This is a genomic window from Nonomuraea sp. NPDC049378, assembly GCF_055586745.1.
This window is the reverse complement of the sequence record NZ_JBVJHP010000011.1, coordinates 38861-59001: the sequence shown is the minus strand read 5'-3', so window position 1 is coordinate 59001 and position 20141 is coordinate 38861. Positions and strand designations below refer to the sequence as shown.

15 protein-coding genes and 2 pseudogenes are annotated in these 20141 nt (G+C 65.9%); 13 read left to right on the top strand and 4 right to left on the bottom strand.

From position 1 onward, the window contains the following. Positions 1–478: 478 nt before the first annotated feature. Positions 479–631: pseudogene (locus ACZ6SA_RS23920) on the top strand (transposase family protein); the annotation flags it as partial. A gap of 419 nt (positions 632–1050) precedes the next feature. On the opposite strand, the gene ACZ6SA_RS23915 reads toward ACZ6SA_RS23920, so the two are convergent. After that, entirely contained in the window at positions 1051–1800 is a 750-nt protein-coding gene (locus tag ACZ6SA_RS23915) for an SDR family NAD(P)-dependent oxidoreductase (RefSeq protein ID WP_465830467.1), read from the bottom strand. A gap of 126 nt (positions 1801–1926) precedes the next feature. On the opposite strand from ACZ6SA_RS23915, the gene ACZ6SA_RS23910 reads away from it, so the two are divergent. From ACZ6SA_RS23910 to ACZ6SA_RS23900, 3 genes are all read left to right on the top strand, one after another. Next, complete coding sequence (locus ACZ6SA_RS23910; RefSeq protein WP_347645815.1) at positions 1927–2361, top strand: Rrf2 family transcriptional regulator; 435 nt, start codon at positions 1927–1929, stop codon at positions 2359–2361. A gap of 169 nt (positions 2362–2530) precedes the next feature. Then, complete coding sequence (locus ACZ6SA_RS23905) at positions 2531–3313, top strand: transposase (RefSeq protein WP_465830465.1); 783 nt, start codon at positions 2531–2533, stop codon at positions 3311–3313. Positions 3314–3623: 310 nt separating this feature from the next. Beyond that, positions 3624–4721: a DUF4352 domain-containing protein gene (locus tag ACZ6SA_RS23900; protein WP_465830463.1), complete on the top strand. Its 1098-nt coding sequence runs from the start codon at positions 3624–3626 to the stop codon at positions 4719–4721. 185 nt (positions 4722–4906) lie between these two features. Here ACZ6SA_RS23900 and ACZ6SA_RS23895 read toward each other — a convergent pair whose 3' ends face one another. Both ACZ6SA_RS23895 and ACZ6SA_RS23890 read right to left on the bottom strand, forming a co-directional pair. Further along, the gene (locus tag ACZ6SA_RS23895) at positions 4907–7777 is read right to left on the bottom strand and encodes an AfsR/SARP family transcriptional regulator (protein ID WP_465830461.1); all 2871 of its coding nucleotides are present in this window, start codon (positions 7775–7777) and stop codon (positions 4907–4909) included. A gap of 209 nt (positions 7778–7986) precedes the next feature. Continuing rightward, a complete protein-coding gene (locus tag ACZ6SA_RS23890) occupies positions 7987–8484 on the bottom strand; it encodes an FBP domain-containing protein (protein ID WP_347645818.1) in 498 nt (165 codons plus the stop codon). Between the two features lie 65 nt (positions 8485–8549). On the opposite strand from ACZ6SA_RS23890, the gene ACZ6SA_RS23885 reads away from it, so the two are divergent. The 6 genes and pseudogenes from ACZ6SA_RS23885 to ACZ6SA_RS23860 form a co-directional block, all read left to right on the top strand. Further along, positions 8550–9143: a TetR/AcrR family transcriptional regulator gene (locus ACZ6SA_RS23885; RefSeq protein ID WP_347645819.1), complete on the top strand. Its 594-nt coding sequence runs from the start codon at positions 8550–8552 to the stop codon at positions 9141–9143. A gap of 692 nt (positions 9144–9835) precedes the next feature. Beyond that, a complete protein-coding gene (lanKC, locus tag ACZ6SA_RS23880) occupies positions 9836–12421 on the top strand; it encodes a class III lanthionine synthetase LanKC (RefSeq protein WP_465830458.1) in 2586 nt (861 codons plus the stop codon). 1 nt (position 12422) lies between these two features. Further along, positions 12423–13691, top strand: coding sequence for a M16 family metallopeptidase (locus ACZ6SA_RS23875; protein WP_465830456.1), 1269 nt, complete (start codon positions 12423–12425; stop codon positions 13689–13691). Further along, positions 13688–14908, top strand: a complete 1221-nt coding sequence (locus ACZ6SA_RS23870) for a M16 family metallopeptidase (protein WP_465830454.1) — start codon at positions 13688–13690, stop codon at positions 14906–14908. The genes ACZ6SA_RS23875 and ACZ6SA_RS23870 overlap by 4 nt, the downstream gene beginning before the upstream one ends. A gap of 81 nt (positions 14909–14989) precedes the next feature. Then, positions 14990–16747 (top strand): ABC transporter ATP-binding protein, encoded by a 1758-nt coding sequence (locus ACZ6SA_RS23865; RefSeq protein WP_465830452.1) that lies wholly within the window; start codon positions 14990–14992, stop codon positions 16745–16747. A 126-nt stretch (positions 16748–16873) separates the two neighbouring features. Next, a pseudogene (locus ACZ6SA_RS23860) lies at positions 16874–17218 on the top strand (transposase); the annotation flags it as partial. Positions 17219–17418: 200 nt separating this feature from the next. On the opposite strand, the gene ACZ6SA_RS23855 reads toward ACZ6SA_RS23860, so the two are convergent. After that, positions 17419–18093 carry a TetR/AcrR family transcriptional regulator gene (locus ACZ6SA_RS23855; RefSeq protein WP_465830450.1) on the bottom strand — a complete coding sequence of 225 codons (675 nt, stop codon included), beginning with the start codon at positions 18091–18093 and terminating at the stop codon, positions 17419–17421. Positions 18094–18189: 96 nt separating this feature from the next. Between ACZ6SA_RS23855 and ACZ6SA_RS23850 the strand changes: the two genes are divergently transcribed. From ACZ6SA_RS23850 to ACZ6SA_RS23840, 3 genes are all read left to right on the top strand, one after another. Further along, positions 18190–18717 carry an anthrone oxygenase family protein gene (locus ACZ6SA_RS23850; protein ID WP_465830448.1) on the top strand — a complete coding sequence of 176 codons (528 nt, stop codon included), beginning with the start codon at positions 18190–18192 and terminating at the stop codon, positions 18715–18717. Between the two features lie 378 nt (positions 18718–19095). Continuing rightward, positions 19096–19635: a hypothetical protein gene (locus ACZ6SA_RS23845; RefSeq protein WP_465830446.1), complete on the top strand. Its 540-nt coding sequence runs from the start codon at positions 19096–19098 to the stop codon at positions 19633–19635. Then, complete coding sequence (locus tag ACZ6SA_RS23840; RefSeq protein ID WP_465830444.1) at positions 19616–20119, top strand: hypothetical protein; 504 nt, start codon at positions 19616–19618, stop codon at positions 20117–20119. Before ACZ6SA_RS23845 ends, ACZ6SA_RS23840 begins: the two co-directional genes overlap by 20 nt. Positions 20120–20141 lie beyond the last annotated feature (22 nt).

Below are 20141 nucleotides of genomic sequence, written 5' to 3'. Positions count from 1 at the left end.
GCGAATGAACGACTCAAACACTAAGGAGGAAATGTGCAACGGTACCACAGCATGAGTGAAGATGACTTCTGGGCGTTGATTGAGTCGTCGAAAGGTGAAGGTTGGACAAAGGTTGAGTGAGTGCATTGGCTGAAGAACCTATTGACTGTAAGAGAGCGTGTCCAATATCGTCGGTCGGCGGGCAGGTTGCCGGAAAAGCTGTATCCCGAGTTCGAGTCACTGCGCTCACTTGCGATCCATCCTTATGAGCAGGTGACTGGTGAAGGTGCGCTGTCCCTTTGGGAGACGCCAGGGGCCAGAGGTATCGAAATCCGAGAACCGTTCAATCCAATCGGGGAGTACTGGGACGATCCTGAGGAGGCGCGGTGGCGGTTGCCATGTGTTCACCGGTACCTCACTCAAGGGGAGTCAGGAAGCGCGTCTGAATAGAGGCAAGGCGCGCCTCAAGTCCATGAGATGCGACAGGCCCAAAGGGGAAGCCGAGGTCTGTCCGGTGTGCGGGGCGTCGTCGGGACGGGTGCACGGATACCAGCTGAGGACGGTGACCGACGTGCCGGTCGATGACCGCCGGGTGGTGGTTTGCATGCGGGTGCGGCGTCTGGTGTGTGCCACGCTGGGCTGCCGCCAGACAGGTACGTCCACCCGTCGGCGGCCGGCGGCAGGACGCTCGCGCAGCGCACGGCCTTGCCTCGCCGGTTTGCGGATGCCGCGCCACCGGGGTGACGGCGGTGGACGGGCCGCGCCCGGCCAGGGGGAGGTGTCGTTGCTGCGGGCTCCGGTGGGATGAGGCCGTCGATCGCCCGGCGGAACGCCTCCGCGACGGGCCCGCCAGGGACGGCCACCCGCCTACCGCCTGAGGCCACCAGCAGGTGTGCCACCGCGACCGCGGCCTCCCGGGGTGCAGCCCATCACCTGCTGGACGGGCCCGGCGACGGCGACGGGGCGTACGGCGTCCGGGTCCAGCCACACCACTCTCTTCGCCTACTGTGAACCGGGGATACACCACCGCCCCCTAGGTTCCAGCATGGGGCGCGCCGACGGCGCTGCGGCTCAGGCGTTGTAGCCGCCGTGGGCGTCCAGCACGGCGCCCGTGACGTACGACGCAGCGGGGCTCGCCAGGAAGGCGATCGCCGCGGCGATCTCGTCGGGGTGTCCCATGCGCTGCAGGGACAGCGAGCTGAGCAGGGCCTTGAGGGTTTCGGGGTCGGGCGGCTCCATGCCGCCCGTCATCAGCCCGGCTTCCACGACGTTGGCGGTGATGGCCCGGGGGCCGAGGTCGCGGGCGACGCCCATGGTGTACCGCTCGACTCCCGCCTTGGTCGCCGCGTAGTCGGCCACGCCCGGGACGCCGACTCGAGTGCCGAACCCGGAACTCACCGTGATGACGCGGCCGCCCTCGCGCAACACTCGGGAAGCGGCCCGGAGGACGGCGATCACCCCGAGGTAGTTGGTGGCGTGCATCCGATCCAGCGCGGCGGTGTCGGCATCCGGGTCGTCCACCGTGCCGTTCACCCCGATCGCCGCGTTGTTGACGAGGATGTCCAGGCCACCGAAGTGCGCCACCACGTCGTCGATCAGCGCCGGCGCCTGGCTCGTGTCCGCCTGGTCGGACTTGAACGCGGCGACCTTCGCTCCCCTGTCGCGTACCTCGTCGACGACGGCCTGCGCCAGCTTCTCGGAGTTGACATAGGTGAACGCGACGTCGGCGCCCTGCTCGGCAAGCAGTCGTACGGTCGCGGCTCCCAGCCCGCGGGACCCTCCGGTGACCAAGGCGACCTTGCCCGTCAGCGGCTTGTTCATTCTTCTCACCTCACGGTTGACCATCTTCCAACTGTCGCAACCATAATGGTTACGACAGCTTGTTGCAACCTTAGTTGTTACGACAGGAGCCGTAAGATCGAGGTTGCGATCGAGGGGAACGAGTTCATGAGCGCCAACAGCAGGTTGACCATCGCCGCCCACGCGCTGGCCTGGGTCGGCCTTTACCAGCGCCAGGGCCATGAGGTCGCCACCTCCGAGCAGATCGCGACCAGCGCGAGCACCAATCCCGTGGTGATCCGGCGGCTGCTCGGCGACCTGCGCAGGGCGGGGCTCGTGGAGTCCCGGCGCGGGGTGGGTGCGGGCTGGTCGCTGGCGCGCGACCTGGAGTCGATGACGCTGCTCGACGTGTACGAGGCGGTGGAACCCGGCCCGCTGTTCGCGCTGCACCGCGCCGCCCCGGACCCGGGATGCGTGGTGGGTTACGGCATCCAGCCGGCGATGCAGCGCATCTACGACGGCATCGAGGAGACCCTCCGGCGCGAGCTGGCCCGCGTCACGCTGGAGGATGTACTCCGGGATGTCCTCGCAGCACCTCGCTGAGTGGTCCTGCCCGTAAGTCCTTCGGGGTCAGCGACTGAGCTAGAGATCGCAGGCACGATCGAGGGCTTCTTGAGGCGTGCCGGCAGACATGCCGGAAGGCAGGATCCCTCCATCGAACTCGGCGCATGCCGGAGACTCTCCACCAGTCCCCAGGGCACATCATCCAGGGATGGCTGTTCCTCGGGTGTTCGGCCTACGTGCGCACGAACACCTCGTCGAGGTGCCACTCGAGAGTCTCGGGATGCCGACCTCGACACCCCCGACAGCCGGCCGGGGTCTGTTCGGCATCACCGCCGTGGCCGCTGACCTGCCCGAGGCCTGGCGACAGTGGGAGACCATCGACGACTGGTGGGACGAGACCGAGACCTTCGTCGAAACCCGGGTCACCAACGCCCGTACCGAGGCCGCGAACACCGAGGCCGCGAACACCGCGGTCGGGCACATCAAGCGCACCGGACGCGGCTACCGCAACCACCGGCACTACCAGGCCCGTATCCTGCTACGCAGCCACCGGCGGACACGCCGTCGGCGCACACGCTTGGATCAGCAGGATCTGGTGAGCTGCTTCCGGTCGGTTCGAAGACATCTGGCGCCTGGAGGACGGTTCGTCTTCGATGTGTTCAACCCGAGCGTGCGCCTGCTTGCCGAAGCCGACGGCGTGCGGCGCACCCGCGAGTCGTTCATGGATCCTGACCGTGGCAACGTCAGCGTCGATGTCGCTGAGATCTACGACGCGCCCGCGCAAGTAACACGCGGGACGTGGTACCTCTCGGCTGACTCCGAGCCCGACTTCGTCGTCGCACCGCTCGACATCAGGAGCAACTTCCCGCAGGAACTGCCGCTGCTCGTCTCCCTCGGCGGCCTTCGGCTCGTCGAGCGCCTCGGCGACTGGTCCGGGCGACCCTTTGCCGTGGATACGCCGCTTCAACTCTGCATCTGCGAATCCGCGTGATCGAAGGCCAGAGCACAGTCTCGGTCAAGCATGATTCGCCCTGTCGAACGACCCGCGTCCCGCGCCGCGGCGTGGTGCCCGCGCGCGCTTGTGGGGTCGCGGCTCTGCCGGTTGTCGTGGACAGCGGGGAGCGGTACGCCTACAGGTTCCCTCGCCAGCAGGTGGAGCTGGTCAGGCAGCGGTTGCCGTGCGGTGATTGGGTGTCGAGGTGGCTGGTCATGCCGCGGTGTCGGCACCGACCGGAGGAGCGGTGCAGGTCACGTTTAGGGTGGTCCTTCGCAACGGGAGTCAGGAACGACGGGGGTTCGTAGTGCAGCGCGTCAGCCGACGGATCAGCACCATCGCCGGGGCGGGTGTTCTCGCACTGCTCCTGGCCGGTTGTGGAGGCGCCGGCACCAGCGAGAGCGCCAGCGGCGAGAAGCCGAAGGCGGCGGACAAGACGCAGGCGGCGGACAAGCCCGCGTCGCCCGGTACCCCGCTGACGCTCGACACCGCACCGCGGCGAGTGAACTACACCGACCGCGCCAAGAAGGTGCACAAGCTGACGCTCAACCCGACCCTGCTCACGCGTGGCTCGGAGGACGACCTCGACGGGGTACGGCTCGACGACGACATGCGCGGCATGGTGCCGCACTATCTCACCGTGTCGATCACCAACACCGGTTCCGGTACGGTCGAGCCCGCCATGGCCGTCAGGAACTTCCGCCTGGCGCTCGCCGACGGCACCGCCGGCAAAGCCGTCTCGTTCTTCAGCGGCAACCCCCTGGCCTCGCCCGGCACCGGCCCGCTGGAGGCGTGCATCGGCACGAAAGCCCCGAGAACCTTGACGGCCGGCCAGGCGGCGACCGAGTGCCGGGTCGTGATGCTGCCCGAGGACGCCAAGCCCGCCACCGTCTCCTACAGCGACGAGTCCGCCACCAGGACGTGGAAGGTGGAGGGCGGCGAGATCGGCGGTGGCGTGCTGGCCGCGGGAGAGCCGGCCAAGGTGACGTGGAAGGACACGAACGACAAGGACGTGCCGCTGACCGTCAAGCTGAAGAGCGTGCGCAAGGCCGGCGCAGGCGCGCTCGCCGAGTACAAGCTGAGCGCCAGGCAGAAGGCCGCCACGGTGTACTTCGTCACGCTCGCGTACCGCAACAACGGCACGTCCAAGCTGTACCCGGGCATGGACAGCGCGGTTTTCCTGCGTACCGAGAGCGGCCAGACCCTGCGCAAGCTCACCCTCATCGCGATCGGCAGCAACGGCCCCGAGGGCTGCCCATCCTCCGCGCCCTACGGCATGGTGCAGCCCGGCAAGAGCGTCCAGCAGTGCGGCGTGTACCTCGTCGACCAGGGCGACAAGCCCGTCACCGTCACCTTCTCCTCCACCGCCGAGGGAGCCGAGCCCGTGACGTGGAAGGCCTCCTGAGGTACGGGTGCCATGCCGGCGCACGACCTCGTCCGGTCTCGGTACTGGAGCTCTCAGGGCGACCACAGGTTGACGGGACGCCCTGAGAGACGTGGGCAGGATCGCGATGTTGGCCGACAAACAGGAGTGCGCCTGGCATCCGGGCGCCTCAACGGGCCCGAGAGTACAGCGCGGGACCGGGCTCTTCATTCCGCCGTGGCGAGAAGCGTGAGAATGTGGTCTGCTTCTGGCGCGCCCAGCCGTTCGAGGATTGCCAGGCCATCTCTCAAGTGTGCGTGCCCTTCTTCTCGCCGGCCCTGCGCATTGAGAGACTGCCCGATGGCGGCGTGGGCACGTCCGATGACGAGTTCGTTGCCGGTATTACGGCCGAGCGCCACGCACCGCGTCGCGGTGTCGATGGCTGCATTGTGCTGGTTCACCTGGCGGTACGTCTTGGCGAGATCGATCAGTACGTCGCTCTCGTTGTACTGCGCACCTTCCGCAGCGAAGACCCGCAGCGCCTCGTTGAGAGATTCGATGGCCTCGTAGGGGCGGTTCATCTCGCTCAGAAGGGTGCCGCGCATATGGGCGGCAAGCCCGAGCGCGGAGGAGGAACCGCTACGGTGACTCGCAGCATAGGCATCTTCGATGGCGTCCAGCGCGCGGTCATGTTGGCCGTTTCTGACATAGGTCTGGGCCAGGATGGAAAGAGCTACGGCTTCGCCGTATGGCCGGTCGAGATGCTTGCAGAGCTCCGCAGCCTCGGTCAGTGCCGCGACTGCGTCCGTCAGGTGCCCTTGGCGGAGGTGAAGTCGCCCCTGACCGTAGCGCGTGTCAGCAAGCAACTGCTGATCGCCGATAACGCGGGAGAGCTCGGCTGCCCGCTTCAAGTGAGGTTCGGCTTCGGCGAGAGGCGGCCGATCGGAGTACACGCCGCCGAGGATCCGACGTGCGAGTGCCTCGCTGCGGGTGTCTCCCGTGCGGACGGCACTCTCGATCACGGCGTGAGCGGTCGACACGATACCGGTCGTGCCTGCTCCGGAATAGGCCATCCACTTGAGGAGGTAGAGCTGGTCTGCGGCCAGGGGCAACGAGCGAGGGCGTCTGGCCCCGTGCGCGACGGCACCGATCATGTGCGTAGCGTGCTCGTGCAGCCACTTTCGCGCGGCAGCCGGGTCTCGGTGGGCCCGGCCGGGGTGCTCGGCTGGGAGGAGGGAGCCGGGCATGACCCAGTTCGGGGACACCATGCCGACCGCGGCCACCGTACTGGTGGTGTAGAAGGCCAGCACACGGTGGAGGGCTTTGTCCCGGTCCTCTTGGGAGTCCAGTTCGGCGGTTTGTTCCTGGGCGGACAGGCGGACGAGGTCGTGATAGCGATATCGGCCCGGAGAGGGACTTTCGACCAGCCCCAGGCTGACGAGATCATCAAGGAGGTCCTCGGCGTCGGGCTCGGGCATATCCAGCAACGCTGCTGCGGCGTCCACTGGCAGGTCGGGGCCGTCGGGCAGGGCGCATTGCCGGAATGCTCTGCTGTGAAGATGATTCAGGTCCTGGTGGCTGACGGCGATACTGGCTCGGACGGCCCGATCTTCCAGTTGCAGTTCGGTGAGCCGCCTGTCCTCCACGGCGAGCCGGTCGGCGATCTTCTCCAGGGGCCATTCCGTGCGCGCGTTCAGCCGGGCTGCGGCGATGCTGAGCGCCAGCGGAAGATATCCGCACAACGCTGCGATCCGGGCGGCTTCTTCCTCCTGGCCGTCCATCCGTTCGTCGCCGAGCAGCCGAGTCAGCAGCTCCAACGCCTCGTCGCAGGGTAGGACGTTCAGCGAATGGCCGTCTGTCCCATCTAGGGAGGACAGGGTCCGCCGGGTGGTGATGAGGACGGCGCACGTGGGACTGCCCGGCAGCAGCGGCCGGACCTGCGCGCTGTCGTAAGCGTTGTCCAGCAGGATCAGTAGTCTTTTGCCGAACGTCAGCGACCGAAACAGGGCCGCTGCTTCATGCAGGTCCGTGGGTACTTTCTCGGTGTCCACACCGAGGGAGCGCACCATCGACCCCAGGGCTTGGATCGGTTCGAGCGGTTTGCTGTCGGGAGTGAACCCCTGCAGGCTCACGTAGAGTGTTCCGTCGGGAAAATGTTCGGCGACCTGATGACCGGCGCGTACGGCGAGCGAGGTCTTGCCGACTCCGCCACCGCCCCTGAGCACAGTGATCACCATCGTCCCGGTCTCTTGCGTGAGCCGGTTGCACAGCCGTATGAGATCACCTGCACGGCCGGTGAAGCTGGGTAGGTCGGCTGGTAACTGGTGAGGCACCACTCGATCTGCTTCCGCGCGGAGTTCCGTCGCAGGTGCCAGGGACGGATCGTCGGTGAGGATGGCCTGATGGAGCTCCTTCAGCTGCTGGGAGGGGTCCGCACCGAGCTCGTCCGCAATCGTCTCTCGCACTGCCTGGTAGGCGTCAAGAGCTTCGGCCCGCCGCCCGGACCGGTACAGGGCGAGCATCCTGTGGCCGTGAAAGCTTTCACGCAGCGGGTATTGCGCGACCAGATGGCTCAGTTCGGGGAGTAGTGCGACATGCTCCCCTAAATCAATACGTACCTGCATCCACTCGTCGATGGCGGTGAGTCTTTGCTCATTCAACCACCGCGCGGTCGATGCCAGCACCGCATGTTCAGCATGCTGCCCGAAGGCCGGGCCCCGCCACAGGGCAAGCGCCTTTCTGTACCGGTCGGCTGCCTCGGTTGGTCGTCGTTCCTTCCTCGCCTGGTCGACAAGCGTCAAGAATTCCTGGCTGTCCAGTTGGCCGGGCTCACAGCACAACCGATATCCGTTGCCGCTGCGCTCGATGACACTCTTCCCGAGGCCTTTGCGCAGTCGCATGATGTACAGGCGCAGATTGCCCAGTGCGTTCGGTGGCGGCTCATCCCTCCACAGCACGTCCACCAACAGGTCATCTGTGACCACCTGGCCCACTCGGCACAGCAACACCGCAGCTGCCAGCACCTGCTTCGGCGGCCCAAGGTCAATGAAGCGGGTTTCAGTCTCGACTTCGATGGGACCCAGCACCTTGAACCGCACGCCCACCTCCTGCAAATGTGCAGATACTGCAAGTCAGGCCCCAGGCTACAGGGGAAGCGCAGGGGGACCCTGCTCGGCGACGCCGCCCACCTGGCCATGCTGGTCGGCGCCGAACATGCCTCGTGACCCGTGACATTCCGGGCAGAACGAAGTCTCCTCGCCGCCCTCGCACGGGAGCCGGAAGGGACCGCTGACGGCGGCCGCCTGGCCTACGCGACCACCTTCGCGATGAAGGCGGCCAGGTTGTCCCGCGTGCGAGCCACCCGCTCCTGCACCGTCAGGGTCTCCCCGAAGTCGCCCCCCGCCGTCTGCTTCCTGCCTCGTGTATAGAGGGAACAGGCCAGGTCGGAGCAGAAATACTGGCCCACGGTGTTGCCCAGTCGCCCCGCCTCCCCGGTGCGCCGCGCGCTCATCAGTGCCACCCCGCCCCCGGGGCGGATGGTCAGGCACAACGAGCACATGCTGCGCGAGGCGAAGCCCCGCGCCGTCCCCTGGACCGCCCGCAACGCGATCCCCACCAGGTGGCCGTCCTCGCGCTCGGCCACCACGTAGCCGCGGTCGGGTGCCCCGGGATCGCGCCAGCCGAGGAAGTCGAGGTCCTGCCATGGTTGCTCGGCGAGACCCGCCGGCAGGCCCAGCCGCTTGGCCTCGCCTTTGGAACAGTTCACGAACGAACTGCGGATATCGCTCTCTGCCATCGGTCTCATGTCCCGCACGCTATGCCATCCTAATATAATTAGGCAAAACATTAATTTGCTTAGTGGAGGTCGTCATGGCACGCGCGGGCATCACCGCCGAACGGCTCACCCGCGCGGCGGCCGAGGTGGCCGATGAGCTCGGCTTCGACCACGTGACCGGCTCGGCGGTGGCGCGCCGCCTCGGCGTGAAGGAGCCCAGCCTGTACGCCCACATCCGCAACGCCCGCGAGCTGAAGGTACGGGTGGCGCTGCTGGCCCTGCAGGAGATGGCCGACCAGACCGCCGCCGCGATCGCCGGCCGCGCCGGCAAGGACGCCCTGACCGCCTTGGCCGGCGTCTACCGCGACTACGCCCGAACCCACCCCGGCCGCTACGCCGCCTCCCGTCACGAACTCGATCCCGAAACCGCCGCCGGCAGCGCCGGCCCTCGCCACACCGAGATGCTGCGCGCTCTGCTGCGCGGCTACGACCTGCCCGAACCCTGCCAGACCGACGCCGTACGCTTCCTCGGCGGCGCCATCCACGGATACGTCAGTTTGGAAGCGGCCGGCTCCTTCAGCCACACCCCGCGCGACACCGACGCCTCCTGGGCCTGGACGCTCGACACCCTCGACCTCGCCCTGCGAGCCCGCTCCGCCACCCCGCCTGACAGCCGCCCCCGACCGTAAGCGCTCACCGGCCCGGATGTAGGAGTGCGGCGCGGGCGGTGCAGCGGAGGTTTCGCGTGACTCTTCAGCGCGCGGGATAAATGGCGTGTATATCCGGCATATAGCTGGGCGAGCAAGTATCCATCGCAGCTCCACAACGACACCGCCCGTCGGCCGGCGCCGGTCATACGGCGCCGGCACGCCACGGGCCATGACGAGAGGAAAACCGTGGGAACACAGGTACTCGCCCTGCAGAGGTTGGGAATCGAGCCGGAGGCTGGCATCAAGAACGCGTCGCTCCAGGATCACATCAGCGGTATCGAGACGCGATTGGGCAGTTGCACCAGCGGCGGAAGCTCTGCCGCATGTTGTGACCGGTCGTACTTCGCAGCGGAGGGCGACGACGGCCAGCGGTACGGCGCCAACGTCACAACGCTGGCCCTGTAGCACGCCGCTCCTTTCGCCGGCACGGACATGACATCGTCCCTTCACGATGATCATCCGCCGTCGAGCCCGCCGCGCGTGACGGGACGACCGTAGGCGTGTGACGGCCTTCGCGTTCGGGTGTTGCGGGAGTCGCGTGCTTCCCGCTCCCGAACGCGAAGGCCGTTCATAGGTCTCTTCTCTTCACGTCGACATATCCAGTTTTCCGTCACAGGAGAGTGCAGATGAATCGTCAGGTCGCCCCTCCACCAGAGTTTTCCTCCCCGAACATGTTCACCATCTCCCCGGACTACCGGGACATCGTCTCCGATATTCTCGGAGACAGCTGGACCATTTTCAGGGAAAATTCCTGGTATTCGTGTTACGGGCCGCGCACCAGAACGGTCGAGCAGGGCTGGAAGATCCACGTCTCCAGCATCCCGCCACACGCCGAAGACGTCCTGAGGAGAGTGAGCCGCTACTGCGGGGACCACGACGTCGCGTTCAAGTTCGCCCTGGATCCGACCATTCTCGGCCTCATGAACGGCAAAATGTGGCCGCGTGGCGGCGCAGGAAAGTTCATCACGATCTACCCCGTCGACGAGGCACATTTCAAGCAGGTGCTCAAAGACCTCCATCCGGAGCTCCAGGAATTCAGAGGGCCGTACGTCCTGTCCGACCGTCGATATCGCGACAGCAGATGTCTCTACTACCGTTACGGCGGCATCAAGTCCACCAAGAAGACCGGCGTCGGCGGCGTCGAGGTGGCAGTGATCCGAACGCCGGACGGTGCCGACTACGTCGACGAGCGCAATCCGTACTACGTCGCGCCTCCGTGGGTGAGCGATCCGTTCGGGCAGGACGACTCCTTGGATGCTCCACCGCAGGAGATCCACCTGCGGGCGGGGCGATACAGGGTCACTCACGCGATGGCGCAGACATCACGAGGCGGTGCCTATCTCGCCGACGACACGCTCACAGGCGAACGCGTCGTCATCAAGGAGGCGCGTCCGGGCACGAACTGGATCGACGGGATCGGCGATGCCGTCGAGCAGCTGCGCAGAGAGGCGCACATTCTGCAGGAGCTGGACGGCAGCAAGGTGACGCCGCGCTACATCGACTCGTTCCACGAGTGGGAGAACTTCTTTCTCGTGCAGGAATTTGTCACGGGGCGCCCGCTCTCCACTCTCGGCCGATGGCACCAACCGCCACACTTCCTGCGCGACGTCGAGCAGCACAGAGGCGACTTTCTCCTCCGGAGCGCGCGGCTGTGGCGAGCCGCCTTGGAGGCGATGGAGCGCATTCACAGCCTCGGTTATGTCGTCGGGGACGTGTCGCCGAGCAACATCATCGTCGTCGACGAGGAACTCGACTCTGTCCGGTTCATCGACCTCGAGGGTGCCACGCAGATCGGCCGGCCTTCTTCCGCGATGAGGACGCCGGGATTCGCCAGCAAGGACGACCAGAAGGGCGATCCGGCCAATGTCGCGGACGACTACTACGGGCTGGCAGCCGCACTTCTGTCCCGGATCATCAGCACGAGCCAGCTCGTCACCTGGTCGGAGAGCACGTACGAGCGGCTGATCGGCTCCGCCGCGCTGCGCCTGGGCATTCACGCGCAGGTCAAGCCCTTGATCGACATCGTCGCCGGACGTGACCGCCCCGACCCGGCCAAGATCGAACGACTTCGTGTCTCACTGCTGGAGCCCAAGCTCTCGATCGACGACAGGGACGGCTCCAGCAGGGCCCAGCAGCTCGACCTGCGTGAGTTCCGGGACCGGCTTCAGGACGGCATCCTCAAGTCCCTGCGCTACCCGGAGAGAGCGAACATACCGGTCTCCCCCGCGGCCAAGCAGGTGTTCGAGACCAATCGGTACTGCGTCGCCTACGGTGCGGCGGGCATCCTCCGAGCGCTGCCCGCGGAGCCGGGGGGTGAGCTCGCTGACTGGCTCGGCCGGCAGGACCTCGAAGCACAGGTCCTCTCTTCGGGGCTCTACACCGGGACGGCCGGCATCGCCTGGACCTTCCTCGACCTCGAGCGCCTCGGCGACGCGAAGGAGCTGATGGAGCTCGTACGAAGCCGTTCCACGGAGGTGGGCGGCGACGTGAGCCTCGGCTCCGGAGCGGCCGGAACCGGGCTCACCTGTCTGCACTTCTATGAGCGCACCGGAGATGAGCGCTACCTCGACCATGCCCGGCAGATGGCGGAGCTGGCCGAACGCGGGCTGCGGAGCCAGACGGTCGACAATGTGATTCCCGGATTCACCGGTGGCGCCCCGGGTATCGCGCTCTTCCTGCTCTACCTGAGCATCGTCGACGGCGATCAGCGTCACGCGGAGATCGGACGGGAAGGGTTGGCGAAGGTCCTTCCTCACACCGTGTCGATCCGGGACGACGACGGCCTCCAGGCACTGATGGACCCCGCGAGCACCGGTTCCCCCCGGATGGGACCCTACTGGGAGTCCGGCTCAGCCGGCCTCGGGACCGCGTGTCTACGATACGGGGTGGCCCTGGACGACCAGGAGATGCTCGATCAGGCGAGAGCGCTGGCCCACGGTTGTGCGAACCGGTGGGTGCTCTGGCCCACCCTCGCATCGGGCCTGGCCGGGCTCGGCATGTATCTTCTCGACTGCGCCGAATTCCTGCCGGAGGAGAAAAGCCTCTGGCACGGAGCCGCCGAGAAGGCCGCCGGCGTACTGACGCTGTACCGCGTCGAGTACGACGGGCTGCTTCACATGCCCGGCGAGAATCTGCGGACGGTCAGCTCCGACCTCTTCACCGGATCCGCCGGAGCGCTGCTCTTCATCACACGACTGCTGGACGGAGGTGGAAACCGCAATTTCCTCCCCGACTACCTGATCGCCAGGGGGAAGTGACATGAAGGCGATCACCGAAGCGGCCCATGTCGAGCGCATCGTCCTCCCGAACGGACTACGGGTCGTCCTCGACCGGCACGATAGGCTCGGCGCCGCAGCGATCACCATGGTGTACGGTGTCGGCGCCGCGTGGGACGGGCCCGACCAGAACGGTCTCGCCCACCTGGTGGAGCACCTGATGTTCCAGGGATCCGCGAACTTCGGCCCGCTGTCGCACTTCAACACCGTCCTGGGGCTGGGCGGGCGCGTGAACGGGCAGACCCACCTCGACTTCACGGAGTACTACCAGGAAATCCCCGCCCACAGCGTCCGGCAGATCCTCACCATGGAAGCCGACCGTATGAAGGGGTTCACGGTCTCGCAGGATTCCTTCCGGACGGAGCGCGACGTCGTCAAAGAGGAAGTGCGGACCGGCCAGAGCCACCCCTTCCGGCACCTGCCCTGGAGATGGCTCGCCCCTCTGCTGTTCGACGACATGGCCGCCGCGTACGAACCGGCAGGACTTCTCGAGGACATCGACGCGCTGACGCTGCGGCAAGCCGAGAGATTCTTCGCCGAGCATTACACGCCCGCAAACGCCATTCTCACCCTTTCGGGAGAGCTGGACGACCACCTTCCCGACACGATCGAACGCCTTTTCGGCGAGATTCCCCCGGGGACAGAGCCGACAGCGCGGCCGATCGAGATCGACCCGAACGCCTGTGGGCATCACCGTCTCTTCGAGCCGTCCGTACCCCTGCCCGCCTGCGCCGTGGCGCGAAGGGCCGCCACCCGCACCGGCCCAGACCTCGACGGCGCGTTCCAGGTGCTCGCGGCCGTGCTGCAACTGAGTGCGAACAACCGCTGGAGATCGAGCCCAGACGTCGACACCCGCCTCCAGATCTCACTCGGCATGTACGGTCAGGAGTCGTACTGCCTTTCTCCTCCGATGCTCGCCGCTTACGGCATCGGTCCCGGCATCCACGCCTGCCGGGTGGCGGAGCTGCTACAGCAGGAGCTGGAGAACGTCGCCGCCGGTGGGGTGCCCGCCGGCACGCTGGAGACGTTGCGCACGCACGAGCGGATCATCCTGCATCAGGCGCTGGACTCCCCGCTCACGCGGTCCCGGCGGCTCGCCCGTGCGGAGTTCCTGCACGATGACGCGACCACCGCGCTGGCGGCAAGCGACATCCAGCGATCACTGACAGCCGGCGACCTGGCCGAGGCGGCGACGCTTCTCCTGAGCCAGCCGGAGCTGTCGATCGAACTCGTCAACGAGGGGCAGCATTGACAACGGACGAGATCGTCCACCCCCGGTCAAGAACCGTGGAGCTGGACAATGGCTTGACCGTCACCGCCGTGCACCGGGATCGGTTCCCGCTGGCATTGCTACACCTGTCCATCCCCGTGTGGGGTTCGGACCTGGCCGCCGGCTCCATCGCCTCGGCCGCGATGTTCGACGACGACCTTCTCGAGCGAACGAGGTTCCATCTCTCCGGGGCCTGCGCCAGCGACGCGCTGACCATCGAGGGAGTAGGGCTCCCAGACGATCTCGACATCGGCCTGACGGCCATGAGCGAGACGTTGGCGGATCCCCGCTGCGACGAGGAAGCCGTACGACGGGCCGGCCAGGAGCTGGCCCGAGGCCTCCAGCTCGGCAACGGCGTGCCCGGTCGTGTCGCATGGCAGGAACTGCTCGCCCAGATGTACGGGGATCACCCGCTGGCCGTGCTGTCTCCAGAGGTGGACGCCGTGTGCAAGGTGACGGGAGAGGACGTACGGCTTTTCCAGCGCGACCATGTCCTGGCCGGCGGAGCCGTCCTGGTGGTCTCCAGCCCGCGGCCGCTGGATGAGATGCTCGAGGTCGCCGACCTGGCCTTCTCCGGCCTGCCGAGGAAACAGGTGCGACCGCCGGGCGCGGCCGAGCCTCCTGCCCGGGGAACGACACGTGTGGTCCACAGCGCGGGAGCGGCTCAGACCGCCCTGATCGTCGGGCTGCCCAGCGTGAGTCGCGGCGATCCACGGTTCCCCGCGGCGGCCCTCGCCAATCTGGTCATAGGCGGGTACTTCTCCTCGCGGCTGACACACCGGCTACGTCAGGAAAAGGGGTATGCGTACTGGGTCAAGTCAACCCTGACCGCCGACCCTCTCGGCCCCGCTCTCGCCATCGCCACCAACGTCCGGCCCTCGGTGGCCGGCGCGGCCTTGGACATCATCAGGGATGATCTGGCGCAACTCGCCCGCACCGGCCCCTCCCCGGACGAACTCGATCACGCAAAGCGACACCTCCTGGGCGGGATGCGGCTGGAGACGGCGGGGCAGGCCGGTTTCACCGAACTCGTCTTCCAACTCGCGCGCAACGGGCTGCCACCGGAGTGGCCCCGAAGGCACTTCGCCGAGGTGTCCAAGGTGACCCCCGCGGACGTGCGCGACTTCGCGAGGGAGTTCCTCCGGCCTGACGCCGCCACCGCTGTCCTCGTCGGTGACAAGCATGACCTCAAGGCATAGATGACCTCGCGATCGAGGCGCCGCCGCCGGCGCGTCGCGTTCTTTCGCCCGTATCGCGGCCGGATCGCGGTGCACGCCATATTGATCCTTGTCCAATCCGTCCTGACCGTGGTCCCCGCTTTTCTCGGCCAGCAGATCATCGACGAGGGGATAGCGCGCCGCGACCTCGACGCGGTGTGGCTCTTCGGAGGAGCCCTGGCCGTGTCGGGAGTCGCGCTGGCGGCCGCTCTCGTGATCGAACGCCGGTTCGCCACACGTCTCGGCGAGGACATGATCCTCGATCTCCGGACGGATATGTACGCGCACCTGCTGAGGCAGGCGCCGGGCTTCTTTAAGGCGGCCAGGACCGGGGCGATCGTGTCCCGTCTGGACGGAGACGTGGCCGGTGTGCAGCGGATCGTCACGGTGTCCATGCCGCTGGTCGCCAACGCGACGGTCATGATCGTGGTCTCCTTCTGCGCCATCCTTCTGCTGGAATGGCGCATGGCTCTCGGTGTCGTCGTCCTCGCTCCCGCGGCATACGCGTTGTCCGCGTGGATGGGGCGCGTCCTCGAGACCGTGAGCCGCCGGCAACTGGAGGCGAAAGCGGACCTGAACTCGCTGGTGACGGAGCGATGCACCCCCGGGGGCATCGACCTCGTCCATCTGTATGGCGACACCCGCCACGAGATCGGACTCTTTCTCGACCAGGCACATCGCAATCGCTCCCTCGCCGTCAGGAAAGCCACCCTTTCTGCGGCGCTGAGCTCTTCACTGAACATCCTCATGACCACCGCGACAGCTGCTGTCAACATCGCTGCGGGATATTGGGTCATCAAGGAGGACATGAGCCTGGGCACCATGGTCACGCTCCTGACCCTTCTGGCACGCCTGTACGGACATCTCACGATCCTGCCGAGCGTCAAGGCCGACCTCGTGACCGGCTGGGTGAGCTTCTCGCGGGTCCAGGAAGTCCTGGACTTCCCGCCCTTGGTGAGGGAGAAGAGCGATGCCGTCCCCCTGCCCGGGAGGCACGCCCGCGGGATGTCCGTGACCATCTCCGGTCTCTCGTTCGACTATCCGTCCGCGGACACGACCGTCCTGAGATCCCTGGCCGGGGACCTCACAGGAGAGGAACGCCGGACACTCCGGAATCTCGACATCAGCATCCCCTCGGGCACAACGGTGGGAATCGTCGGGTCCACCGGCTCGGGCAAGAGCACGCTGGCCCGGCTGATCAGCCGAGCCTGGGATCCCACCACGGGAAGCATCGCGATCAACGGAGTGGACCTGCGTAACCTTCGGCTCGGCGACCTGCGGGCCGCCGTCGGAGTGGTCTCTCAGGAGAGTCACCTCTTCAATGACACGATCCGCGCCAACCTGCTGATGGCGCGTCCGGATGCGACAGACGACCAGCTGGCGCAGGCCTGCCGAACCGCGCAGATCTGGCCGCTGATCGAATCCCTGCCCCACGCCCTCGACACGGTCGTCGGAGCCGGCGGCGCCAGGCTGTCGGGAGGAGAACGTCAGCGCTTGTCGCTCGCCAGGTTGCTGCTCACGGATCCCGGCGTCGTCATCCTCGACGAGGCGACATCCCACCTGGACACGGTCACGGAGATGCGGGTGCACGACGCCTTGGAGCCCTTCCTCCGGGGGAGGACATGCTTCGTCATCGCCCACCGCCTGGCCACGGTCCGCGATGCGGACCTGATCCTCGTCATGCATGAGGGCCGCATCCTGGAAGCGGGTCGGCACGAGAATCTGATGAGGTACGACGGCGCGTACAGAAGGATGGCGACCACCCTTCCCGCCCGCCACAGTCGACCGGCGTCGGCGGAAACCGGCGACCAGGCGCTGTAGGCGCACCCAACACTTCGCTCAACAAGAAGATCCAGCCGGGCGAGCCGGCAGTGATCGCGCAGGAGGGACTTCGGGTCTTCCCGATCTACCAGACCTGCGGCGGGGAGGTGACCTACTATCACCTGCGCCCGCGTGCTCGCCGAGCTCGGCGACGACCGCGCCCGCTTCGCCGACGCCCGCGCGCTGAAGGCCTACGCCGGCGCAGCCCCGATCACCCGTGCCTCGGGCAAGAACCTGGTCGTTCATCATCGCAAGGTGAAGAACCAGCGCCTGGCCGCCGCCGGCTACGTCTGGGCCTTCGCCTCCCTACGAGTACCAGGCCCCAGAGCCCACTACGACCGGCGACGCACCGAGGGAGATCGCCACTCCAGCGCGCTCCGCAACACCTTCAACCGCCTGCTCGGCTGCCTTCACCACCGTCTGCAAGAAGGCATGACCTACAACGAGCACGTCGCCTTCCCACCGCGATGAAAGCTACGGCTTGACAACTTAGGCAGATCGGATGTCTGCGGCACCCGCTTTAGGGGAGCTCTCTGCGGTGCGGGTGCTTAATTCTGGATGACAGCAGCTGGGAGCTTCGGTCGGGAGTCTCGCGGCTGGCGAAATGAGGCAGGCCAGCAGAGGTGAGCGTCGGCTCGCCGGCCACGGGAAGATTGCCCAGTCTTGATCACTTAGCGGTGTCCGCGCTGAGCGGGGTCGAGAAGAATTTCGGCCAGTGTCCGAGCCAGCCAGTCCTGGCAGTCGCGCACGCTCCAACCGCAAATCTCGGTGAATCGCTCGAACAGTTCGATCGACGTCAAGACATAGATCTGATCGGCGGCCCGCTCGATGCTCAGCCCAGTGCGCAGCGCGCCGACCGCCGCCAGGTGCTCGGCCGGTCCCAGGCTGCCGGCCAATCGTTGCTGCTCGGCGCTTGCCAGCAGATCAGTCAATCCGGCATCGGTGGGCGTGGCCGCTGCGGCGGCACGAAGAACGCGATGCACCGGTCCGATCCGTTGGAAGATCGTCATAGCCATTTCCGCGAACCTGGCCAGTTTCTGCACCGGATCAGGCTCAGTGATGATCGCTTGCACTTGCGGTCGTGCGCTCTGCGGGATGGGTTGCCCATCGCCGGCCAAGCTGACGTCGTAGACGAGCTTAGCCAGACCTGGCTTGCCCCCTGGGCACGACGAATACAGCGTCTGTACGACGACGCCTGCGGCCTGCGCCACGTCGGCCATAGTCGTGGCGGCATAGCCGCGCTCGAGCATGAGTGCCCGGGCGGCCTCGGCGATCCGCAGCCGGGTCACCTCGGCGTTCTCGCGCCGCAGGTGGCTGACGTATCGACGCTTTGGCTTGTCGTTCATCGGGACCATGGTGCCAGACAATTGACTAGATTACGTTCAAATGAAAAGGTTCCTATCTAGCCAAATCGTGAGACTCAACACCGGAAGTAGGCGAGCATGCCCCCCTTGCCACTGGTGATCATTCGGACGGCGGCCGCGTTATTGCTCGGCTTGTTTGCCGGAGGTGTCGTCTTCACCGTCCTCGCTCCGTCGCTGCGCTCGCTGCCCGGACCCGCCTACGTGCGGTACTGGCAGGCGCTCAATAGTGATTACGGCCGCGCCATGCCGGTGATCCTGCTCACCTGCGTCGCGCTACTCCTGACAACGTGCGTCATGTCCTACCAGCGTGGTTGGCTCGCCTTCGGGCTCAGCGTCGCCAGCCTGCTGCTGCTGGCGGCCACGATCGTGCTCACCATTACCCAACTGGAGCCGCTCAACCAGCTCGCTACCTCCTGGAACGCTGATCAGCCGCCAGCCGACTGGGCGGACATCCGCCAACGCTGGTGGACGCTGCACACGGTGCGGACCGCGATGGCGGTGCTGGCCTTCGCCGCAGTTCTGATCGCCCAGGCCGTCGACCGTCAGGGCAGCGAGACGCTCCACGGCGCAGATCCGGCCCGACAGCCCGCGCGAGTCTCCCAGTGAGCCTGAGGCACGTTGACGCATCGCTGCCTTATTGGCGTTGGCCATCGTCCTCATTACCCGCGCCCGGAAAATGATCCTTCCGCTCATTATTCGGGGGTATCACTCTAAGGGCTCTGCCAAGATTCCTGAAGTGACAACCTCCGCACTCGCCGAGTAGGTAGATGCTTCAGGGAGCCCGATCACTTAAGTGAACTCCTCCACGGACCGCTATCGTCTCATCAGTCCGGCTGATCGTTAGCTTGACGGGCAACGAAGGTTGGCTCAGTGACCCTGGTGCAAATGCCCTACGCGCACTGGAGCCATCCGGCCCTACCGGGTCGTGGTTGCTGCCATGCAGAATCCGAGACGTGCTGCCGAGAAACTGGCATGATCAGGACTATGTCACTCGTTACTGCGCTCTTCCTGTTTTCAGTGGAAGATCTCTGGGTCGAGGAGTCCCTGGTCGGGTTGGGCAGTTCGATCGAGTTCCAGGGGTACACCTGCACTGTCACTCTGCCTGACGGTCCCGTCAACATGGGCGATCACCAGTTCGGCGTGTTGGGCGGGTACGTCGAAGATCTCAATGGTCATAGGATCAAAACGGCCTTCAAATACTTACCCGTCTACGTTGAGATTCCGAGTGATTTGAAGGCGGATCAGTTCTCTGCGGGAGAACGGGATCTCCTAGAGGAAACGAGAAAACGCGCGGAAGAGTTGTACAGAACTGGCGCGCAGGTGGCCAGCGAACTGGTCACGCAGTACATCCGTTGGATCCGAATATTGAGTGGTCAAAGCCTATTGGGGCCGAGCAGTATCAAACTCGAAAACATGCGGGCCGCTCTCTTCGATAGTAACGGGGAGCACATCCCGCTAGGCTTTGCTACCATCGGGCGTGCGCGCGAGTGCAGAGCTGCGAGCGGTGACGCTCGCCAACCATGATGCTGCCCTCCTGACAGCCGTGGATGAAACTGAACCACCTCTGGCCGAGGCGCTGCTCGCCGACGCGGAGTACTGGGCCACAGGTGCGATTCACCCCGACCTGCGCATGGGGGTTCTCCTAGCGGCGCTAGCTTGTGAGGTGAAGGTTAAAGAAACGATCGCCAAGGTAGCTCAGCCATCACAGCTTGGTCTGGTCGATGTAATTACCAAACATCACCAGCAGGTACACCTTCCTGTAGTTCTGAGATTCCATATAGTCATGGACGCGATTTGTGGACGTTCGCTGCAGAAAGAGAACTCAACCTTATATAAGGCTGTCGAGAACCTATTCGTCGCGCGCAATAAAGTCGCCCACATTGGCCACAAAACGTTGGGTCCTGGCGAAGATTTGCGAGCGCATGTGAAGACAGCGCAGGACGCCTTCGCATGGCTTAACTCCGTCGTTGCTGAACACGCATTCATCAGCCCCGAGGCTAAGGGATAATCTTGTTGTGTGCGTGACTATT

Excerpts from the sequence above, each read along its gene's own strand:
- ACZ6SA_RS23890 (WP_347645818.1), bottom strand. The coding sequence starts at position 8,484 with ATGAGACCGATGGCAGAGAGCGATATCCGCAGTTCGTTCGTGAACTGT.
- ACZ6SA_RS23905 (WP_465830465.1), top strand. The coding sequence starts at position 2,531 with ATGGCTGTTCCTCGGGTGTTCGGCCTACGTGCGCACGAACACCTCGTC.
- lanKC (WP_465830458.1), top strand. The coding sequence starts at position 9,836 with ATGTTCACCATCTCCCCGGACTACCGGGACATCGTCTCCGATATTCTC.
- ACZ6SA_RS23855 (WP_465830450.1), bottom strand. The coding sequence starts at position 18,093 with ATGAACGACAAGCCAAAGCGTCGATACGTCAGCCACCTGCGGCGCGAG.
- ACZ6SA_RS23875 (WP_465830456.1), top strand. The coding sequence starts at position 12,423 with ATGAAGGCGATCACCGAAGCGGCCCATGTCGAGCGCATCGTCCTCCCG.
- ACZ6SA_RS23845 (WP_465830446.1), top strand. The coding sequence starts at position 19,096 with ATGTCACTCGTTACTGCGCTCTTCCTGTTTTCAGTGGAAGATCTCTGG.
- ACZ6SA_RS23850 (WP_465830448.1), top strand. The coding sequence starts at position 18,190 with ATGCCCCCCTTGCCACTGGTGATCATTCGGACGGCGGCCGCGTTATTG.
- ACZ6SA_RS23915 (WP_465830467.1), bottom strand. The coding sequence starts at position 1,800 with ATGAACAAGCCGCTGACGGGCAAGGTCGCCTTGGTCACCGGAGGGTCC.
- ACZ6SA_RS23910 (WP_347645815.1), top strand. The coding sequence starts at position 1,927 with ATGAGCGCCAACAGCAGGTTGACCATCGCCGCCCACGCGCTGGCCTGG.
- ACZ6SA_RS23885 (WP_347645819.1), top strand. The coding sequence starts at position 8,550 with ATGGCACGCGCGGGCATCACCGCCGAACGGCTCACCCGCGCGGCGGCC.